We start from the raw sequence: 19,100 nt of genomic DNA on the forward strand, positions 1-19,100 counted from the left end.
AATATTTGATAATACTTAAAAAGTTATAGTATCAATTCCCAAGAAAATAAAGGAAATTCATAGAATGATAAGTTGAAAAAGTCGAACTAAATTCACTTAATCGAAAAAATACAGAATATGTTGTTTCTCAATATATGTAGCTGTATTCTTGCGTGGCTAAAAATCGGCTCAGCACTTATTTCTAGCGCTTCAAATTATGCACGGTATGGCAGGTAGTTATTCAATGGAAAGACGTTCGTTAAATCTTCACTTCATGACATGCTCTAAAACAGCATTGGCTTCATCTATTGCACTCATAACATCTGTCGTCTATGCAAATGAAGCGGAGGTTTCGCAGCTCCCAACCATTACTGTGAACGCTACACAAAATAGTGATGCACTATACACATCAAAAAAAGTGAGTTTATCTGGTTTTCAAACTGGTGATGTAAAGAAAGTACCTGCATCTATTACCACCATTACATCTGAACGTATAGCAGATCAACACGCAAAAACACTGACCGATGTGATTAAAAATGATTCATCCTTAGGCGATGGTTATGCTGCAATTGGCTACTATCCAAATTTTGTAGCACGTGGTTTTGCGCTTGATTTAGGCTCAAGCTATCTCATTAATGGCCATACCATACGTGGCGAACAAAATGTAGCTTTAGAAAATAAAGAACAAGTTGAAATCTTAAAAGGCATTTCTGCAATTCAAAGTGGAATGTCGACACCAGGTGGTGTGGTTAACTATGTAACCAAAAGACCTGCCGATATTAAAACTATTACGGTCGATGCAAATTCAGAAGGCGGCTATACACTGGCAACGGATGTAGGCGGCTTTGTTAATGATAGTTTTGGTTATCGAATCAATTTAGCCCATGAAAGCATCCATCCAAATGTTGATCACGCAAATGGTAAGCGTGAGTTTGGTTCAGTTGCTTTAGACTGGAAAATTAATGAGCGTTCTAAATTATTGTTTGATATTGAAGCTCAGCATCAAAGTCAACGTTCAGTACCCGGTTATCAACTGCTTGATGGGCAAGAAGTACCAACAAATGTAGATCAAGACCGTTTATTGGGTTATCAGTCTTGGAGTAAACCTGTTGTAAATAACAGTGTAAATGCAAGTTTGAAATATCAATATGCATTTAACGATCAATGGAATGGTAGCTTAAGTGCATCACAAAGCCGTGTTGTGATTGATGATAATAGTGCTTTCCCATGGGGATGTTATAACGATATTTGTGAATATTCTGGTTTGGGCAATACTTTTGATAAACACGGAAATTATGACATTTATGACTTCCGCAGCCCAGATGATACACGAATTACTAACCAGTTCGCTGCTGGGTTAAATGGTCATTTCAATACTGGCAACATTCAGCATCAAATCGCTTTCGAATTACAACGTACATATAAAACCTTAAAACACCATACACCACTGAATGTAGCGGTAGGAACAGGCAATATCTATGAAGATACGGTCGACTACAGTCCTTCATCGGAAAGCCCTGGCGATCGTTACAAAGCTCTAGAGAGTGATCAGACTGCACTTACTGTATCTGACCGAGTTCAATTTAATGATCAATGGTCAACTCTACTCGGTGGAAAACTGATTCACCTTGATGAGCAAGCTTATAATTCAGATGGGCAGCAAAGCCGTGATACGGATTTAAACAAATTCTTGCCACAATTAGCACTCATGTATAGCCCAACTTCCACGACTAATCTTTATGCTTCATATGCCAAAGGATTATCAGATGGTGGTGAAGCTCCGTGGTTCGCTAATAATGCTCTAGAAGTTCTATCTCCTAAAAACTCTGAACAATATGAAGTTGGTATTAAGCAACAAATTCGGAACTTCTTAGTAACAGCAGCTATTTTTGATTTAAAGCAAGATAATCAATATACGACTGCAAATTCTGCAGGAGAATTAGAATTTATTTCACAAGGCGAACAACACAATCAAGGTATTGAGTTAGGTTTAACAGGTGCCTTAACCGATACACTTGACGTAAGTTCTGGCATTACCTATACCAAATCTCGTCTAGTTGATATTGATACTGACAGTTACAAAGGTCATCAAACTCAAAATGTACCGAAAGTACGTGCTACAGCCCAGTTATCTTATAAAGTACCGTCAGTTGAAGGATTAAGATTACTCAGTGGTATGCAATACAGTAGCAGTAAATATGCAAATAAAGAGGGAACTGCAAAAGTAGGCGGATATAGTGTCTTTAATATTGGTGCTGCCTATAAAACAAATTTTGCTGGGCATGACACTACTTTTAGATTCAATATTGATAACTTATTTAATAAGAAATATTGGCGTGATGTAGGGGCATTTATGGGAGATGACTATCTGTTCTTAGGTAATCCTCGCACAGCTCAATTTTCTACAAATTTTAGCTTTTAAAAGTTGTAGAAGAAATAAAAAAAGGAGCTTTATAAGCTCCTTTTTTTATTTCAGGAATTAAGCCGACATTTTTGGTTTAACCATATTATTAATCGATAAGATATCATCAAGCACTTGTGCTGATAATAAACCTTCATTTTGAACTAAAGCCAATACGCTTTGCCCAGTTTCGTTTGCAGTTTTAGCAATACGAGTTGTAGTTTCATAACCTAGGTATGGGTTAAGTGCAGTCACAATACCAATTGAATTTTCAACCAAAGCTTTACAGTGTTCAGGGTTCGCCGTAATCGTATCAATACACTTAGTTTGGAACATTGCCATTGCTTTACCAAGCAAGTCCATCGATTCAAACAGTTTGAATGCAATAAGTGGTTCCATTGCATTTAACTGTAATTGACCAGCTTCAGCAGCTAAAGTTACAGCCAAATCATTTGCAATGATCTGGAAGCAAGCAAGGTTCATTGCTTCAGGAATAACTGGGTTTACTTTACCCGGCATAATCGAACTACCAGGTTGGCGTGCTTCTAAATTAATTTCATTAATACCAGTACGTGGACCACTTGAAAGTAAACGCAAGTCATTGGCAATTTTTGAAAGTTTAGTTGCAGTACGTTTTAATAAACCAGATAAAAGAACAAAGTCACCCATATCAGAAGTGGCTTCGATTAGATCAGGAGCAGACTTAATTTTCTTACCAGAGATTTTTCCAAGTGCTTGAATCGCGAGTTCACGGTAACTATATTCAGTGGTAATTCCTGTACCAATCGCTGTACCGCCAAGATTCATATAAGCTAAAACATTTGGAATAAGCGTATTAATTTGCTCAAGGTCTTTTTGTAGAGTTACCGCAAAAGCACCAAACTCTTGACCTAATGTCATAGGCACAGCGTCTTGTAACTGAGTACGACCCATTTTTAAAATGTGTGCAAACTCTTGAGATTTATTCAAGAAGCTAAGAATCAAATTGTTAAATGGAAGATTTAACTCATCTAGGCTAAGTAATAAACCTAAACGAATTGCAGTAGGGTATACGTCATTTGTTGACTGCGACATATTAATGTCGTTATTTGGATGCAAGTATTGATATTGACCTTTAGAATGGCCCATATATTCTAAAGCAACGTTTGCCAATACTTCATTTGCATTCATATTGGTTGAAGTGCCAGCCCCGCCTTGCATCATGTCGATTGGAAACTGGTCATGGAAATTACCACGAATAAGCTGATTACAGCTGTATTCAATCGCTTCAAATTTAGTTTGATCTAAGTTTTTAAGATTATAGTTTGCTTCAGCACAAGCTAGTTTAACCATAGCTAATGCTTTAATTAAATTAGGGAAATTTCCAACTTTGCTATTTGTTAAGTTGAAATTTTCTAAAGCACGTAATGTTTGAACTCCGTAATAATGGTCATTGTTGATTTCTCGATGACCAATAAGATCCTTCTCAATACGGGTAGTAATATCAGCGTTCATCATTAAACTTCGAATCAGTAAAGATGATTCATCTTAGAATTCGAAATGCTTCACTTCTAATGCATTTATTAAAGCAATTATGCATTTTTTGCATAACAAAAAAGAGGGTAGTCGAGAAATAATCGTTGGTATATGAGCGTATACAGAATGAATACTTGTTCTAAAGTTTAATATATTCAAATATTTATTTAATTTTATAGATTGGTCAAAGGTGTGAAAATGTAAGTAAATCAAAATTTATACAGAAAACTAAGCAATCATTTCCGTGTATTAAAATCAAAAAAATATTTGATTTTTCATGTGAAAGTTAATTTATATAAGTAAATAATGAGTTTTGTTTAATAAATTTTAATAAAATTGTGATGCATTTCACATAAAAATACTTATAATACAGAAAATTTTGATTTATTAAGTTTATGTTAAAAGTAACTGCTGCTTTATTAATATTGGGAAGTTTTGCTTGTTATCTCCTTTGGGATAATGAAGAAAAAGCTGAAACTAAAAGTTCGCACATGCTTAAAGAAGCTGAGCAATCAATTAAGAATGCTGAGTTATCTATTCAAAAAGCTAAACAAAATATCCCTACTGCATCGTATCAATAATTTAGGCATTCAAGATTATTGTCTGTTAAATAATCTTTTGACTGAAATTTTATAAGGTGTAAGCACGCTGTAAAGAGACAAATGCATGAGAATGAAGTTTATTGCATATGACCCTAACTCTGGTGAGAAACTCAGCTTAAAAGAGCATATTCATCACATGGATAAATACACAACTTATGTTTTTTTTAGTGATGAAAAAGACAATATGGTTTTCAATCCACAGAAAAAACAGATATTTGAAATCAGTCAATATACTTCTAATATGATGGTTGAAATTTCAAGAAAGTTATACTACTTGATTGGTGAATATTAGGTCATTTTGATCAACCCGTCTGCGAAAATCGTCACCGCTTTTAAAGGGGACTCAATACGTTTGCGTACACCTAAATAGATACTTTAGTATAATAGTCGGGATTATCTTTTTATCTTATACTCTTTTCAAATATTGTATTTAAATACAATCAATTATTATGACTGCTTAAATCCTGAAATGAGGTAAGGTAATCATTTTCTTATCAATTATTACCTTACCAACCCATTGAGAGAGTAAAAAATCATTTTTCATGTTTTTTGGGTTAGGCAAAGTAAAAAGGGTATGAAAATAGATTTTTTAACTACCTTTTATAGTGGAAAAGTATCTTAATTAAGATTCTGAAAAATTTAATCAATAACATAAGGATCAGTTATTGAAACAGTTTACAGTCCGCATTCTTCCCCAAGGTGCGGACTTTTTTTATCAATAAAATGTACAAATATAAGTTCGTGCCTATTTCTAAAAGTTATCTTGTTAAGTTCACTTATTTATTTTTATGATGGGTTTTTATTGTTTGATTTAAATAATTTTTTTAGCTGAATTGTACTTATGTTCATCTCTTGTCTCGTGAAAACAAAACCTATTATTTTCTTATCTTCTTTTCTATGTCAGAATTATTAAATACTTAATTTTATAGATTGGCTTTGTCCTTTCACTTCTCGCATTTTTGCAGGTACTCCCTATGTTTTATCATTCTTTCTCATCACTAAATTTATTTATGCTACTTCCCAAAAATATCAATTAATAAAATTACAAATCTAAAAGGGAATAGATAAGATGAATTTAGAAGTCCGTTGGGTAGAGGATCTCCTCACATTAGAACGTGAACGTTCAATCTCAAAAGCAGCAGAGAAAAGATTTATTAGCCAGTCTGCATTTACTCGAAGAATTCAACAAATTGAAGAAATGATTGGTGCTGAAGTCATTATTAGGAACAACAAAAACAACATCGAATTTACAGACATTGGTCGAATTTTATTAGTGATGTCTAAAAATATTGAAAAACAGGTAGAGGAGACCGCAAAACTCATTAAAAATATTAAAAATGAAACTGAATCGACCATTCGTTTCTGCGTTGTTCATTCTTTAGCTTCTGGATTTTTAACTACTTTTTTAAAGAAATTTCCTACACTTATTCGTGATTTAAAAATTGAAATTGTCGCAACGAATAGTGGAGAAGGCCTGTCTTTGTTAAAAGAAGGTGCTTGTGACTTTATGATTTGCTATGCAGATAAAAGCAATATTAGAAAGGTTGGGGATGATATTTTAAGTGGTATCAAAATTGCTGAAACGGTTATTGTACCGGTTTCTGCAACTGAACCCGACCATAGCCCGAAACATACAATACAAAGTAACTTTGCTCTGCTAGCGTATAGTAAACACGCGTACTTAAGAAAATTGGTAGATCAACTGATTGAAGGTAAGCTTGTATATAAAACGTTATATGAAACAGATAATGCCACCAATTTAAAAGAGCTGGTTTTACAAGGTCTAGGGGTGGCTTGGATTCCAAAAATTAATGTTGAAGAAGATCTTGCAGCCGGAAAATTAGTCATTTTAGACCAACAAGAATATTGCCTTGCTCAAGATATTTATATCTTCAAAAATAATTTGAGTGATAATAAGTCGGTACAGAAAATATGGAATGGTTTTAAAGGCCAGCAAGACCTATAACGTCTACTCATTTGAAATGATGAAGTACACGATATTTATATATAAATTAAGCAAATAAGTAGATTATGCTTTGGTCTTTACGATGAAAGGCAGTATAAAGCATTGCCCCTTGTCTAAATTCTTTGATAATTTAGAGTAAATTTCAATAAGTCAAAAGTAGAGTATAGGAGTATTTATCTCTTTCATATCTACTTTGAGCTTATTTCAATGGATTATTGAGTCCAAGCGGAGACAATTTTGTTTGATCTAGACAGTAGATTATTAAATATTTTTTATCATATTTATCGGTTCAAAAGTGTTTCAATGGCTGCAGATGCCATTGGTTTGACACAGCCGAGCGTTAGTAATGGTCTAAACAAAATCCGCCAACATTTTAATGATCCTTTGTTTATTCGAGTCGGTAATGAAATGATTCCGACTGAACTGGCAAAGCAAATTTTTCCACTCATTAGTGAAGTTATTGATAAGGTTGAAAGTATTAATAATTTTAATGTGAACTTTGACCCCTTGACCTCAGATCAGTTGTTTACGATTGCGATGACTGATGTGTCTCATTTGGTTTTGTTGCCGCAATTAACCAATTATTTAAAAGAAAAAGCACCTTTGATTCGTTTAAATATTAGGCCTATTACTCCAGAAACTAGCTATCAAATGGCAAACGGCGAAATTGATCTAGCCATAGGTTTTTTACCGCAATTAGAAGAAGGTTTTTATCAGCAGAAGTTTTTTCGGCAACACTATGTCGTAATTAGCTCAAAAAGCCATCCACGTTTAGACCCAAATAATTTCACTTTAGAGGATTATATGCGTGAATCTCACATCGATATTGATGCGGGTATTGGGCATTATCACATTAAAAATGAGCTGCAAAATAAAGGGCTGGATCGAAATATTTTAATTCGCTTACCAAGTTATTTAGGGGTGGGATTAGTCGTTCAGGAAACAGATGCTATTGCCACTGTGCCATATTATTTAAGTCAGGTTTTATTGGTTAGAGAGAACTTACAGATTTTACCGGCACCGCTTGATTTTCCAACTTATGATGTTAAGCAACATTGGCATATGTCTTGTCACCACAAGAGTAGCCATAAATGGTTCCGTCAAACCTGTTATGAACTATTTAAAACTGCTTAAAAGTTTTAATTATAAAAAGAAGATGTAAGAAAATCCTTACATCTTCTTTTAATTTTAAATTAAATTTCAATCGCAACGGCTGTTGCTTCACCACCACCAATACAAAGGGCAGCAACACCTTTCTTTTTACCTAAGCGTTTTAATGCATAAATAAGAGAAAGGATAATTCTTGAACCTGTAGCACCAATTGGATGGCCTAATGCACATGCACCACCATGGACGTTTACTTTTGCTTCATCAATTCCTAGCTCATGAATTGGTGCCATTGCCACCATCGCAAAAGCCTCATTAATTTCCCAAGCATCTACTTCATCAACAGACCAACCAGCACGCTCAAGTACTTTCTGAATTGCACTAATTGGAGCAATAGTAAATTCGCTTGGATGCTGAGAGTGAGTCGAAGTTGCCACAATTTTTGCTAAAGTATTTAACCCGTGACTTTGAGCATATTCTTCAGTGGTAAGTACTAACGCAGCAGCACCATCAGAAATTGAGCTTGAGTTAGCGGCTGTAATTGTCCCATCTTTACTAAAAGCTGGACGCAATGTTGGGATCTTCTCAAGATTAGCTTTTAATGGTTGCTCATCTTGATCAACAACTTCGACACCTTTACGGGTTTTTACTTCAACAGGAACAATCTCTTCTTTGAAGTAACCTTCCGTAATCGCAGTTTGCGCTTTTTTAAGTGAAGAAATTGCAAAGTCATCCATTTGCTCACGGGTAAAGCCTTTGGTATTTGCCATGTCTTGAGCAAAAGACCCCATTAAACGACCTGTTTCTGCATCTTCGAGACCATCTAAAAACATATGATCCTTAATTTCGCCGTGTCCCATACGATAACCACCGCGAGCTTTAGGCAAAATATAAGGTGCATTCGTCATAGATTCCATGCCGCCAGCCACAATAATATTGGCACTGCCTGCTTTTAAGGTATCTGATGCCATTAACACAGCTTTCATTGCAGAGCCGCAAAGTTTATTAATGGTCACAGCTCCGACATGATCAGGCACGCCAGCTTTACGCATGGCTTGACGAGCAGGGCCTTGACCAATACCTGCACTGAGTACGCAACCGAAAATCACTTCATCTACCTGTTCAGGTTTAACACCTGCACGTTGGATCGATTCACGGATGACAGCAGCGCCAAGTTCTGGAGCAGTTAGAGAAGATAAACTACCCTGAAAACCACCCATTGCAGTACGGCTACCTGAAACTATAACAATTGAACTCATCTTAATATCTCTTATTGGTGTATTTGCTAAATTTGCCTTTAGCCTAAACTAAAGGCGCCACTAAATTAAAAAGTTGGAGGGGTATAGCTGAGCGTTCTACCAAAGAACCACAGCAAGAATAAAACTAAAGGAAAATGCACAACGAGCTGTGTCACTGTAAAACCAATCACATCTTTTGCTTTTAGTTTTAAAATGCCTAACATTGGAAGCATAAAGAATGGATTGATTAAGTTTGGTAAAGCTTCGGCTGCATTATAAATTTGTACAGACCAGCCTAAATGAACCTTTAAATCATTTGCTGCTTGCATAACATATGGGGCTTCAATAATCCATTTTCCACCACCTGAAGGTACAAAAAATCCAAGTACAGCAGAGTAAATTCCCATCACAATTGCAAAGGTTTCTTTTGAAGCGATTGAAACGAAAAATTCGGCAATATAATGTGACAGCGATAAGTCTTGGCTATTTAAAGCTTGGGTCATAATAAAGGCGATACTTCCGTACAGTGGAAATTGAATTAAGATGCCCGATACTGCCGGAACTGCTTTTGCAACAGCATTTAAAAAGTTCCGTGGTGTGCCATGTAAAGCTAACCCAAGCATTAAAAACACGAAGTTGTAGGTGTTGAGACTTGAAATGGCAATGATGGGATTGCTTTTTGAAAATTCAAAAAACATCCAGATTAAGCCTAAAATCACCACAATAATCGTTAAGATAGGCGAATTTTCTAACCAGTCACCTGGACGAGTAGATTTTGCTTCATTTGTTTTTTCTTCTTCAAATTGCACATCAAAACTATCAATGGTTTTAACGCTATTGCCTTTTGGGGCAGACCAATATGCAATAGCGATTGAAACAATCACTAAAATAATGGTCATTGCAATTGATTGCCAAAGGAAAATCGTTTCGGTAAATGGAATAACACCAGTTAGGTTATAAATTGACTCAGGTAAACTGGTTTTATTTGCCTGAAGCTGTGCTGCTGATGAACTAATTCCAAGAGCCCAAGTTGCTCCCATACCAATGATTGCAGCTGCCGCAGCAGCACGATAATCCATATTCAGCTCTTTACGTTTTGCTAATGCAATCACTAAAAGTGCAGTAAGAATCGTACTTATTGCCCAATTGACTAGTGAAATTAATAAACTAACGGTTGCCACCAAAACAATAGCACCACGTCCAGAACTTGGAATACGCGCCATTTTTTGGATCAGGAATTTTACGGGCTTAGATACAGAAACGACATAACCTACAATAATGAGCATAGTCATTTGCAGGGTAAAGGGAATAAGACTCCAGAAGCCATTACCAAATGAGGTCGCTACATCATGGATTGGAGCACCAATACCCAAGGCGGCAACAGAGACAATAATGACGCCAAGCAGAGCAAAAATATATGAATCAGGAAACCATTTTTCAGACCAGTCACTAATCCGAAGAGCAAATCTTTCAAAAATTCCTTGCTGTTTTTCCATAGCTGAAAAAATCCTTCTCATTCTTATTTATAGACAGCACATCCGGTGCTTGATAGGGCTAAGACTCAAGCTCACTTACTAACTTGAGTCTTGTACAGCTAACTAAGCCTTAGAATTTACGCGACTAAGGTTTTATAAAACTCGACACCTGTAGCAGCTTGAATTTGTTCGAGCGTTACGTCTTTAGCAAGTTCAATGAGCTCTACACCTTGTGGCGTAATATCCATTACGCCTAAGTCTGTAATTACGCGATGAACAACACCTTTACCTGTTAAAGGCAAACTACAGTTTTTCACGATTTTTGGTGTACCGTCTTTTGCGCAGTGTTCCATAAGAACAACAACTTTTTGAACACCAACAACCAAGTCCATTGCACCGCCCATACCTTTGACTTTTTTACCCGGAATCATCCAGTTCGCTAAGTCTCCTTTTTCAGAAACTTCCATTGCACCTAAAATTGCAATGTTGACATGGCCACCACGAATCATGGCAAAAGATTCTGAGCTTGAGAAAAAGGCTGCACCAGAGCGAGCAGTAACCGTTTGTTTCCCAGCATTAATTAAATCGGCATCCACAGTTTCTTCAGTCGGGAATTCACCAATACCTAATAAGCCATTTTCAGATTGAAGCCAAACATTAATATTTTCAGGAATATAATTGGCAACAAGGGTAGGTAAGCCAATACCTAAATTGACATAAAAACCATCTTCGAGTTCTTTTGCAGCACGTTGTGCCATTTCATTACGTGACCAAGCCATTTTATACTGCCTCCGTGCTTAAAGTTTTATGCTCAATGCGTTTTTCAGGTGATGCATTTAATACAATGCGGTTCACATATATACCTGGTAAATGGATTTCATCCGGATCCAATTCACCAATTTCAACCACCTGTTCAACTTCTGCAATTGTAATTTTTCCAGCCATTGCGCATTCGGGATTAAAATTCTGAGCAGTTTTACGAAATACTAAATTACCTGCCTTGTCTGCCTTATATGCTTTAACAAGAGCTACATCGGCTGTTAAAGATTCTTCTAAAATGTAATTTTTGCCGTTAAAAATACGTTCTTCTTTACCTTCAGCAATGAGTGTACCTACACCAGTTTGTGTGTAAAATGCTGGAATTCCAGCACCTCCAGCACGTAACTTTTCAGCTAAGGTGCCTTGTGGGGTTAGTTCAACTTCTAATTCACCATTTAAATATTGGCGCTCGAATTCTTTATTTTCACCCACATAAGAAGAGATCATTTTTTTGATCTGTTTGGTTTGAAGCAATATACCTAAACCAAAATCATCTACACCTGCATTATTCGAAATGCATGTGAGACCAGTTACACCGCTTTGCTTAACTGCAACAATTAGTTTTTCCGGAATTCCACACAAACCAAAACCACCAACAGCAAGTGTTTGATTGTCTGTAATTACATCTTTCAGTGCTGCCTCTGCGTTGGCATAAACTTTATTCATTCTGTTGTTTTCCTATATCCCTTAGTGTTTCTAGTTTTAGCATCACATTTTGTGTTATAGAAGTTAATTTTTTTAAATGATTAATAAGTATAATCAATGAATAATATCAAATTAAGTACAAAACTTAAGACGCATATAAGCTAAAAAATTTAAAAATCAATATACAACATATTAAAAATTATAAGAATTAAAGAATTTAACTTATCCATAAGCTTAACTTATACTAAAAGACAATCTTTAATTTTTTAAAATTTATATTGAACCAGTGCCTCAATAAATTGAGCAGAAATATTTGAAATTTCAAAGTTCTTTTTATAAACAATTCCTACTGTTTTATGAATGGCTTCGTCTTTTAAATCAATCAGTACGTTATGTTCTTTATCAATGTGTTTAGCAAAATGCCTTGGAATTGCACTTACCCCAATTCCATAAGCAACGAAACTTGAAAGAGATGAAATTTGGTGGCATTCAACTTTTAAATCGAGCGTTATATTATTTCGCAAACAATTTTGCTCAACTAAATATCGAACAATTGAGGGTTTTTGCAAGGTTACAAATGGATTTGAACAAAGCTCATGCCATGTAATAGAAGATGATTGAGCGAGTGGGTGACTCTTAGGTAATAGAGCTAAGAAGTCTTCTTCAAACAACGGTTTAAACTCTAAACCTTCGGTGAGATCAGGTTCAAAACAAATACCAAGCTCAAAAATACCATCTTGTACTTTTTCTATAATGGTCTCATTTGGAATATCGTGAATTGAAAAATTAAGATTGGGATGGACTGCTAAAAATTGATGAATCACCTCTGGCAAAATTGCATGGGTCACAAAGGGCATTGAGGCAATACTTAATGTTCCACGATTGAGTTTAAAGCGTTGTTTAACATCGTTTTCCATTTCATCCCAATTGGCGAGTAATTTTTTTGCATATGGAATGAGTGATTTACCTTCTTGAGTAAGCTCAACTCGGCGTGTATTACGGTTAAACAGTTTACCGCCTAACTCTTCCTCTAAGCTTTTGATGGTGAGACTTAAAGCAGATTGGCTGAGATGTAACTCTAAAGAAGCATTGGCATAGTTGAGTGTACGCGCAAGGGCCAAAAAAGCTTTTAGTTGTTTAAGCGTCATTTCTTTCCTTTAAATTACTCAACTTACCTAGAAGAGTAATTTATACGAAAATTTGCCTAATATGATGTTTTTTGACAAAAAATTATGAAAAAGCAAGTAGAGCTCAATGTGCTGAATTATTTTAGTAAATTTTTCTAGCTGAATTAATCAGTGTTTTTAGCAAAGTATGATGAAACGCAGGATCCAGCCGCTACTATTTGGAAATATCAGCTAAGGAAGGTTTAGGTTGCCAATTATTATTAATCTAATAAAATTTAGCTTTTTATTTTGTAATAATATTATGTCTTATACAACAGTACATATGCGTCATACGAGTAGTGGGTCAAGTAGTTCTAGAGATGCCAAAGATGTCTTTATATCTGGTTGCCGTAATGATTTTGATTTTAGTCAAATTACTCCTGAAAAAATCAGTAAATTAAGTAAAGAAAATCAAAATTATTTTCATAAATGTGATGATGCGATCAATAATAAATTGTCAGTAGATTCATTAGTTTATTACTCATCATTTATTTTACCTATTATTTGTATCCTTATTTTTATAAGAATAGGTAAAAAGCATTATCGAATTGCTGAAGAAAAAATTAAGAATGCAAAATACCCGGTAATTTTTGCTAGAAAACCAGAAAATAATCCCTCTAATTCAATGGAGATCGCACTAGTAATCGGTGGGGTACTGGCAGCGCTAATCTATATATTAATTTATATTGTTTATATTATTATAGTAGAAATTAAATATTAAAAGTACATAGTAGAAAATCTTTAGAGAGATAAAAAATTACTGATCTCAACTAATAAAATATTTATTAAATTAATTTAAAAAATATATTATTCAATTGGCTTTATTAAATAATATAGAAACATTAATTTAATTTACTCAATAATTAATAAGTTTTATAAAACAATAATATTTTTTTAATAATTAAATTTTACTAAGAGAGCCAAATAAGTGTTTGTATTTTATTGGTATTTAAAAATTTAAATAAATTACATTGTTTTTAAATATTTTAGTGATATTTTATTTTTAAGCTCATTTACCTATTACCACACATAGATATTGTGATTTTTATCATTATAGGTTTGGGATAACCTAAATATCTTTTGGTAATTTTATTGAACCTAATATCTATTCTTTAGGGAGAAAGAATATATGTGGGAATTATTTGTAATTCTACTTTCGCTTGGGCTGTTGATGTATACAGCTTACAAGGGCTTTTCTGTCATTCTCATGGCACCAATTTGTGCCTTACTTGCAGTTTTACTCATTAACCCAGCCAATGTTTTGCCGTTTTATTCGGGTGTTTTTATGCCCAAAATGGTGAACTTTATTAAAGATTACTTTCTTGTGTTTTTGCTTGGCGCAATTTTCGGTAAAGTCGTTGAAATGTCAGGAATTGCTGAGTCTATTGCTCGAACCATTGTAAGATGGATTGGGGCAAAAAAAGCAATTTTAACGGTTGTATTACTAGGTGCAATTTTAACCTATAGCGGTGTAAGTTTATTTGTTGCTGTATTTGCAATTTATCCCTTTGCAAACCAGCTTTTTAGACAAGCGAATATTCCAAAACGTTTAATTCCAGGAACCATTGCGCTGGGTGCATTTACATTTACTATGGATGCTTTGCCTGGTACACCGCAAATTCAAAATGTAATTCCAACTACATTCTTTGGCACCAATATTTATGCCGCACCATTTCTAGGAATTATTGGTGCTATTTTTGTTCTATGCATGGGTTTGGCTTACTTAGAATGGCGTCGCCGAGCTGCTGCAAAAGCTGGCGAAGGTTTCTCGGGTTTTGGCGTAGACAATACACCATCTCAAGAAATTGAAGCCGATATGAACTTGCAAAATAATGGAAGTACGGCTCGTCAGTTTTTAGCGTTTGTGCCTCTCATTCTTGTTGCCGTAATGAACAAATATTTGTCTAAAGCAATCAAAGAGTGGTATCCAAATGGTTTTGATTTTGCCGCAGTTGGATTAGCGGATTACACCGTAGATGTTGCAAAAACCGGTGCGATCTGGGCAGTTGGTCTTGCGCTGATTGTCGGGATTATTACTGCAATTTTGTTTGATTATCAGCGTGTAGTGACGAACTTCAAAGAAGGCATTAATGCCAGTATTGGTGGCTCACTTTTAGCAGTGATGAATACCGCATCTGAGTATGGTTTCGGTGCAATTATTGCGTCATTACCGGGTTTTGCCATGATTAGTCATGCAATGAGCAGTACTTTTACAAATCCACTAGTAAATGGGGCTGTGACGACAACTGTTCTAGCAGGTATTACTGGTTCAGCTTCTGGTGGTATGAGTATCGCTTTAAGTGCGATGGCTGAACAATATAACGCCGCGATTTTAGCTGCGGGTATTCCACCAGAAGTCATGCACCGTGTGGTTGCAATGGCATCAGGCGGTATGGATACCTTACCGCACAATGGTGCTGTTATCACTTTACTCGCTGTTACAGGTTTAACTCATAAACAATCGTATAAAGATATTTTTGCAGTCACAGTAATTAAAACATTAGCGGTATTTGTAGTGATTACGGTCTTTACCGTAACAGGTATTGTTTAAATCAGCACGTTATAAGTATTAAGGAGTAAATAAATGACAAAACTTTTAGACGGTAAGGTCGCTTTTATTACAGGTTCTGCAAGTGGTATCGGTCTAGAGATTGCTAAGAAATTTGCTCAAGAAGGTGCCAAAGTTGTTATTTCTGATATGAATGCTGAAAAGTGTCAAGAAACAGCAAACTCACTTAAAGAGCGAGGTTTTGATGCATTATCTGCACCATGTGATGTGACTGATGAAGATAATTATAAACAAGCCATTGAGCTTACTCAAAAGACCTTTGGTACGGTTGATATCTTAATTAATAATGCTGGTTTCCAACATGTTGCATCTATTGAAGAATTTCCAACGGCTGTTTTTCAAAAGTTAGTTCAAGTCATGTTAACTGGGGCATTTATTGGTATTAAACATGTTTTTCCAATCATGAAAGCTCAGAAATATGGTCGTATTATTAATATGGCTTCAATTAATGGCTTGATTGGTTTCGCTGGAAAGGCAGGTTATAACAGCGCTAAACATGGTGTGATCGGTCTAACAAAAGTTGCCGCATTAGAATGTGCACGTGATGGTATTACGGTAAATGCTTTATGTCCGGGGTATGTAGATACACCATTGGTTCGTGGGCAAATTGCAGATTTGGCTAAAACCCGTAATGTAAGTTTAGACAGTGCACTTGAGGATGTAATTTTGGCAATGGTTCCTCAAAAGCGTTTGCTATCTGTTGAAGAAATCGCTGATTATGCAATTTTCCTTGCGAGTGAAAAAGCAGGTGGGGTAACAGGCCAAGCTGTCGTGATGGATGGCGGTTATACGGCCCAATAATTTAATTGTTTTATAAAAGCCGCTTATTCTATATAAGCGGTTTTTTATTCGTTAAAAATTTACGATCGCTTACTATTCAAAATAATGCTTTATCTCTACTATAAGTTGTTATAAAAAAACTAATAAAATAAGTTTGTTAAGGTATAAATTTATACTTTAAAGGTATTTAACTTATTTCCATTTTTAAAATTTAATAGAGTATGAGAAAGTAATATTTACGCATGTCCTGATTAGATATTTTCAGGAAAACTCGTCAATTAAAGGATATTAATTGGCATACAAGTTGCTTTTTTAGCAATAAGTTTTAGCTAGGTGAAAAGGATATGATATCACTCAGCCAACAGATGGAACTCAATCATTATTCCCGCAAAGCTGAATTTGCGCAGAATCTGATGTCCACAATTTGTGGTGAACACCGTCTAGACACAATTTACAAAGATAATCTCGATTTCCACTATGACGGAATGCGTTTGCCTAATAAAAAAATGGCAATCGGCACAATCAGTTATGGTGCAAACGTCGCTATCAACATCTCAAATTTAAAAGCTTATAGCATTAGTTTACCTATACAGGGGCGACAAGCTCTCAACATTCGTGGTGCACATTATCAATCTGATGAAAACAGAGGCCTAATTGTTTCAAATAATGATCAACAAGATCTGATTATCGATAAAGACTGTAGAAAATTTCAGGTGGTTATTCCTGAGCGAAGTATGCAGATTGTCCTTGCAGATTTACTGAATAAACCTATAGAAACGCCTATCATTTTTAACCCTGAAATGCACTTAGACTCTGAGCAACTGATTGGAGCGTGGTGGAAGAATATTCAGAATTTTTTACAGCTAAAATCGCAATATAGCAATTTTTATGGTTTACAGATGTTATCTGAAGACTATGAAAATTTTGTAATTAAAGCCTTACTATTATCTCAAGAAAACAACTACTCTGAAGCTTTAAAGTCACTCTCACATCAAGATGAGCCAGCTTATATTCGAAAGGTTCGTAATTTTATTATTGAACATGCTCACGAAGAAATCTGTGCAGAAGACTTGCAGCGTTTGGCTGGGGTTTCAAAATCAAAATTGTATGATGAATTTCAACAATACTACGGCACCAGCCCAATGTCGTATTTGAAAAAATATCGTCTTCAACAAATTTACAAAATCTTGAGCACTACAGGAGCAGATAAAAAGGTTTCTATTTCAAAGCTTGCGTATGACTGGGGCTTTAACCATTTAAGCCGTTTTTCTCAAGAATATCGTGAAGAATTTGGAGAAAATCCAAGTGAGACCAAAGGCAAAATTTTCTGATATTTAATTTTCCAAATAAAAAAACTGATTTAGGCAACTAAATCAGTTTTTTATTTATCGATTAATATTTATAGACTTTCTTCTAGCTTTAACACTTGTTTGTTTTTAGATTTCTCATAAATTACTTTCAGGCTAAGTGCAATAAATGAGATGAAGGTTGGTATTGCTAGAATAAAGAAAATACCGCTTAAGCTTAGGTTGAAAGTGAAAATGAGCGAACCAAAGAAAGCGCCTAAAATTGCACCGATACGACCGATACCATGCATCCATGAAACTCCAACCGCGCGGCATACTGCTGGATAGAACATAGCTGCAAGTGGCAGTAATGAAGACTGTGCACCAGCGAGTAAAGCACCAATTAAGAAGATAGTAAGACCTAACAAGAAAATATTTGAGCTCACCAGACCAGCAATAATGAATAGTCCAAAAGCAATGAGATATGAATATTTAATCACTGTAGTTGGGTTCAGTTTATCCATGTACCATCCCATAATAGTTGCACCAATTACACCACCAAAAGGGAAAATCGCAGCAATTAAACTAAACTGTTGAGTACTAAAACCTGCTGTTTTTAAAATCGTTGGCATCCAGCTTGTTAAAAGATAAAACACCAACAGACTGGTAAAGCAGCAGAGCCAAAGCATGCTTGAACCCCACAGATATTTTCCTAGAACTACTTTAACTGGATTTTCATCTGATGCAGTTTCTGATTGAGTTAAAACAAGTTTTACCGGCTCTTGAAAAGAATGGCCTTGAATATTTTCTAAAATACGCTGTGCTTTGCCTTGTTGATGACGTGTAATTAAGTATTGAGTTGATTCAGGTAATTTAAGTAATAAAGCAACCACTAAAATTAGGGGAATACTCCCGCCAATAATAATAACCTTAGCCCAGCCATAGCTTTCTAATAGATAAGCTGACAGCACACCACCACAAGAAATACCCAGCATAAATCCACAGCCAGCAAGACCTGTAAGAAATGCTTTACGTTTTACAGGCATATATTCTGAGACAATAGTACTGATGTTTGGCATGGCCGCGCCTAGACCTACACCTGTAATAAAGCGATAAATCATTAAGTCTTGAGTTGAATTGGCAAAGCCACACAAAATGGTAAATATAGAAAACAAAAGGCTTGTAAAAACAATAACACCTTTACGGCCAAATTTATCGGCTAAGGGTCCCGAAATGATTGCACCAATTGACATACCAACTAAGGCTGCACTTAAAACTGGTGCAAGTTGAGGCTTGGTAATTCCCCAGTCATCTAGTAATGCCGGAGCAACAAAACCAATAATTCCTGTGTCTAGACCATCACAGAAAAAGACAAAAAAGCCTAGAATAAAAACCACCCACTGTAAGGGAGACAGTTTTTCGCGATTGATAATCGTATTCGCATCTATCGTTTTCATATGTATTCCTTCTTAAAATTATTTAATTCCCTGAGTAATTCAATGTATTCGTTACAAAACCTGTATCTTTGATTGAACTATTTTTAGCCAGTCTT

Annotated in this window: 16 protein-coding genes; 9 read left to right on the top strand and 7 right to left on the bottom strand. The window is 35.3% G+C overall.

What is annotated here, in order from left to right:
* Positions 1–196 precede the first annotated feature (196 nt).
* Positions 197–2,401, top strand: coding sequence for a TonB-dependent siderophore receptor (locus tag EG365_RS17475; protein ID WP_000546113.1), 2,205 nt, complete (start codon positions 197–199; stop codon positions 2,399–2,401).
* Positions 2,402–2,458: 57 nt separating this feature from the next.
* On the opposite strand, the gene EG365_RS17480 is transcribed toward EG365_RS17475, so the two are convergent.
* Positions 2,459–3,877 (bottom strand): aspartate ammonia-lyase, encoded by a 1,419-nt coding sequence (locus tag EG365_RS17480; RefSeq protein WP_000980437.1) that lies wholly within the window; start codon positions 3,875–3,877, stop codon positions 2,459–2,461.
* Between the two features lie 413 nt (positions 3,878–4,290).
* Here EG365_RS17480 and EG365_RS17485 point away from each other — a divergent pair, with 413 nt between their 5' ends.
* The 4 genes from EG365_RS17485 (at position 4,291) to EG365_RS17500 (ending at position 7,597) form a co-directional block, all read left to right on the top strand.
* Complete coding sequence (locus EG365_RS17485) at positions 4,291–4,476, top strand: hypothetical protein (protein WP_000922089.1); 186 nt, start codon at positions 4,291–4,293, stop codon at positions 4,474–4,476.
* A gap of 91 nt (positions 4,477–4,567) precedes the next feature.
* Complete coding sequence (locus EG365_RS17490) at positions 4,568–4,789, top strand: hypothetical protein (RefSeq protein WP_000668585.1); 222 nt, start codon at positions 4,568–4,570, stop codon at positions 4,787–4,789.
* Positions 4,790–5,566: 777 nt separating this feature from the next.
* Positions 5,567–6,463: a LysR substrate-binding domain-containing protein gene (locus EG365_RS17495; RefSeq protein ID WP_001047847.1), complete on the top strand. Its 897-nt coding sequence runs from the start codon at positions 5,567–5,569 to the stop codon at positions 6,461–6,463.
* 237 nt (positions 6,464–6,700) lie between these two features.
* Positions 6,701–7,597: a LysR family transcriptional regulator gene (locus EG365_RS17500; protein ID WP_001983834.1), complete on the top strand. Its 897-nt coding sequence runs from the start codon at positions 6,701–6,703 to the stop codon at positions 7,595–7,597.
* Between the two features lie 59 nt (positions 7,598–7,656).
* On the opposite strand, the gene EG365_RS17505 is transcribed toward EG365_RS17500, so the two are convergent.
* The 5 genes from EG365_RS17505 to EG365_RS17525 all read right to left on the bottom strand — a co-directional run bounded on the left by EG365_RS17505 (position 7,657) and on the right by EG365_RS17525 (position 12,895).
* Positions 7,657–8,829 (bottom strand): thiolase family protein, encoded by a 1,173-nt coding sequence (locus EG365_RS17505; RefSeq protein WP_000095311.1) that lies wholly within the window; start codon positions 8,827–8,829, stop codon positions 7,657–7,659.
* 65 nt (positions 8,830–8,894) lie between these two features.
* A complete protein-coding gene (locus tag EG365_RS17510; protein WP_000414923.1) occupies positions 8,895–10,304 on the bottom strand; it encodes a short-chain fatty acid transporter in 1,410 nt (469 codons plus the stop codon).
* A 116-nt stretch (positions 10,305–10,420) separates the two neighbouring features.
* Positions 10,421–11,062 (bottom strand): 3-oxoacid CoA-transferase subunit B, encoded by a 642-nt coding sequence (locus EG365_RS17515; RefSeq protein WP_000312586.1) that lies wholly within the window; start codon positions 11,060–11,062, stop codon positions 10,421–10,423.
* Position 11,063: 1 nt separating this feature from the next.
* Positions 11,064–11,768, bottom strand: a complete 705-nt coding sequence (locus tag EG365_RS17520; RefSeq protein ID WP_001045572.1) for a CoA transferase subunit A — start codon at positions 11,766–11,768, stop codon at positions 11,064–11,066.
* Positions 11,769–12,013: 245 nt separating this feature from the next.
* Positions 12,014–12,895, bottom strand: a complete 882-nt coding sequence (locus EG365_RS17525; protein WP_000172956.1) for a LysR family transcriptional regulator — start codon at positions 12,893–12,895, stop codon at positions 12,014–12,016.
* Between the two features lie 226 nt (positions 12,896–13,121).
* Here EG365_RS17525 and EG365_RS17530 point away from each other — a divergent pair, with 226 nt between their 5' ends.
* From EG365_RS17530 to EG365_RS17545, 4 genes are all read left to right on the top strand, one after another.
* Positions 13,122–13,634, top strand: coding sequence for a hypothetical protein (locus EG365_RS17530; protein ID WP_001121559.1), 513 nt, complete (start codon positions 13,122–13,124; stop codon positions 13,632–13,634).
* A gap of 408 nt (positions 13,635–14,042) precedes the next feature.
* Entirely contained in the window at positions 14,043–15,464 is a 1,422-nt protein-coding gene (locus EG365_RS17535) for a GntP family permease (protein ID WP_000263722.1), read from the top strand.
* Between the two features lie 33 nt (positions 15,465–15,497).
* The gene (locus EG365_RS17540; protein WP_000163853.1) at positions 15,498–16,283 is read left to right on the top strand and encodes a 3-hydroxybutyrate dehydrogenase; all 786 of its coding nucleotides are present in this window, start codon (positions 15,498–15,500) and stop codon (positions 16,281–16,283) included.
* A 323-nt stretch (positions 16,284–16,606) separates the two neighbouring features.
* The gene (locus EG365_RS17545) at positions 16,607–17,593 is read left to right on the top strand and encodes an AraC family transcriptional regulator (RefSeq protein WP_001987950.1); all 987 of its coding nucleotides are present in this window, start codon (positions 16,607–16,609) and stop codon (positions 17,591–17,593) included.
* Positions 17,594–17,661: 68 nt separating this feature from the next.
* On the opposite strand, the gene EG365_RS17550 is transcribed toward EG365_RS17545, so the two are convergent.
* Positions 17,662–19,005 (bottom strand): MFS transporter, encoded by a 1,344-nt coding sequence (locus tag EG365_RS17550; RefSeq protein ID WP_000848265.1) that lies wholly within the window; start codon positions 19,003–19,005, stop codon positions 17,662–17,664.
* Positions 19,006–19,100 lie beyond the last annotated feature (95 nt).

Origin of the sequence: Acinetobacter sp. FDAARGOS_494, assembly GCF_003812225.1 — a bacterium.
Lineage (GTDB): Bacteria > Pseudomonadota > Gammaproteobacteria > Pseudomonadales > Moraxellaceae > Acinetobacter > Acinetobacter baumannii.